Below are 2830 nucleotides of genomic sequence, written 5' to 3'. Positions count from 1 at the left end.
TTCAGAGTTTGTGGTAGGAACTAAAGGAATCATAGGAATTTTTGTATTAGTTGCAAGTATATTAAAAGATAGTATTATAAATAAATAAACTAATTTTTTGATCATAAGATTACTCCTTTTCTACAATTTGATTATTTTTAATTTCACTATTGATAATTAATGTGTTTCCAATTTTTTGATCATATTTTAATTTAATTTTTTTCTTTAATGGCTTTAGTTTCAAATTTTTAAAAGATGTAATTTCTAAAGTATAAGTTCCAGTAATAAGACCGCTAATATCATAATATCCATATTGATCAAGGAGCATAGATATTAGAATAACACCTTTATTATCTCTAATTTTAACAACCATACCATCTAAAACTTGTAATTTTTCTTCTCCCTTTTGAGATAAACTCATCTGTCCAGAAATTGAGAAAAGAGGTTGTATTGGAATATAAGCTTTAATATCTCCACCACTTTTTCCTTTAAGAGAGAATTTTGAATTTAAAATATCATAACCAGGTCTTCTAACTTTTGGTTCTAAATTGTATAAAATGTCATTTGGAACACCATAAAAATATGTAGCTTTCTCAGATGAGGTAACTTGCTTTTCATCATTTATAAAAACTTCTACATCTCCAATAAAAGGTTCGTCAGTTTCATACTTATTATTACCATTCACATCTAAAAATGTTTGTACTTCCACTCTAGATGTATCCATACTATCTAAAGGCTTTTTTATATTTTTTAGGTCAATAATTCTATCTATACCAGTAGAAATATCATAATGACCACTATCTTTAGCATTCATATTAAAGTTAAACCAGTTATTATAATCAAGTGAAACTCTAAAAGTAAATTTTTCTTTATCTTTTTCGTTATAAGCAACTTCAAAGGTATAGTCAAATCCATTTTGCATTGCTCTATTGTATATAGAAAATGTTGATTCAAAATCGTCTCCTTTTTCACTAATTGAGTTATTCCAACGAACAGAATAATCTTTATAACCTGTATAATAAAGGTTTGAAGAGTATCGTTTTTCATCTGCTAAATTTCTTTCAAAAGAAAATGTAGTTAAAAATCTACCAAAATTTTTAGTAAGTTCAATATCAAGTTCATAACCATTATCCTCTTCTTCATTCCAGTCTTTTAGCCATTCATAAGAGTAATCAACTCTTAGAAAATCCCAAGGATTGTATTCAAAAGAAATACCTCTAGATTCTTTACTGTCATAATAATCACTATAATATCCTTCTTCATACTTTAATTTTATTTTATCTAGTTTAATTTGAAATAATCCTTCAAAAGTAGAGTCCTTTTCAAAGGCATCAGGGTTAAATATTTTTTCTCCACCAAGAATAAAAGTATAAGGATATGTTTTAATGTGATTACTATATACTAACTCTCCACCACCACGTTCAACATATTGATATTTTTCATCAATATATTCAGGTGTTTTTAGATATTTAATTCCTAAAGTTAAATAATCAGTAAATCCATAAAAAACTTCTGTTTCAAGTTGTTTTTTATCTTCTTGTTTTTCACCTAAATCATTGACTTCAGTAGCATATAATCTATATTGAAATTCACCCTTATTTTGTTGATTAAAATCATCACTAGTTTTAATAATTCTTGTTAGGATTTTACCTTCTCTAGTATGAATTCTTAGCATATATTCTCTATCATCTTTAATTTCAGAGTTAGTAAATGTAACAACACCATTTTGATCATAGCTAACATCAATTGTAGCTCCTAAATAAACTAATTCAACTCTACTTCCAATAGGAACATTTTCTCTAATAATAAATTTTTTACCATCTTCAAAATATCCTTTATCTTTTTCAAATAAAATGGATTTTTCCCAATAATTATTTTCTTTTTTATATCCTCTAAATTCTAAAAAATGATTTTGAGGAAGATTTTCATAAAGTAAACTAGCAGAGGAAAAATCTCCATCTTTTAAGTCATATTCCGTTGTAAATTCACCATAAAGTAAAGGTCCTTGATATTCAAGTAAACCATCCCAATCATCATCTTTTATTCCTTGTGTTTTGGTAAAAGTTTTATCTAAATTAATTCTTAAATATCCTAAATTAAATAATTCTCTAGAATTTGTATAATAGATTTTAGAGTATTTACTTTGGGCTTCTAATTCCTTATCTGTTTCTTTTAAAAGTCGTCTAATTTCATTTGGTAAAGTATATTTAGATGACATACTAATTCTTCCTTTAGAATAATCAATATCTACTCCACTTAAGAATATATCTCTAAAAAGTTGCATTCTAAGAAAATATTTTTCATTGTGTATAAAATATCCACGATTAAAAAACATAGTTTTTTCAGTACCAGAAATAGTGTTTTTATTAAAATTAATAACTACCCTTTGTAATCTTCTACCTAGATACATTTCTAATATTCCATCTTGAAAAGTATAATTTCTAAAATTAATTGATTTAAAGTAATCTTTTATAGATATAAAAGTGTCATTGTCCCTATATATAATAGGAAAATTATTACTTATTAATCTTCTATTAACAAAAAGAGAGAAGTGATGTTCTTCATTTAGTTCTCCTTTTAACTCACTTTTTAAAAATTCATAATCTTCTTGAGAGATAGAGTTTGTTTTTCTTAAATTTTCAAGTTTCTCTAAAGTAATATCATCAGCTAAAATTGAGAGATTACTTAATAGAGTAATTAATAAAAATAGTTTAAATTTAGACATATTTATTCTCCCTATAATAATTTAAATTTTTATTTTTTTTATTTGTTTTTTAGTTATATAATCATTTATAATGAGATATTTAGGTTTTTTTAGATCGGAAGAGCACACGTCTGAACTCCAGTCACG

At 25.1% G+C, this 2830-nt stretch carries 1 protein-coding gene; it reads right to left on the bottom strand.

Annotated elements, in window-relative coordinates:
* Window positions 1–109: 109 nt before the first annotated feature.
* The gene (locus Q0V09_RS10185) at window positions 110–2704 is read right to left on the bottom strand and encodes a hypothetical protein (protein WP_297489235.1); all 2595 of its coding nucleotides are present in this window, start codon (window positions 2702–2704) and stop codon (window positions 110–112) included.
* Between the last annotated feature and the right edge of the window lie 126 nt (window positions 2705–2830).

The organism is uncultured Cetobacterium sp. (assembly GCF_947039425.1).
In the GTDB taxonomy this organism is placed as follows: Bacteria; Fusobacteriota; Fusobacteriia; order Fusobacteriales; family Fusobacteriaceae; genus Cetobacterium_A.
Note: the sequence above shows the minus strand (reverse complement) of the source record. Positions and strands in the feature narration are given on the sequence as shown.

Bases quoted from the DNA above. Each gene is read 5' to 3' on its own strand.
- Q0V09_RS10185 (WP_297489235.1), bottom strand. From the start codon at position 2,704: ATGTCTAAATTTAAACTATTTTTATTAATTACTCTATTAAGTAATCTC.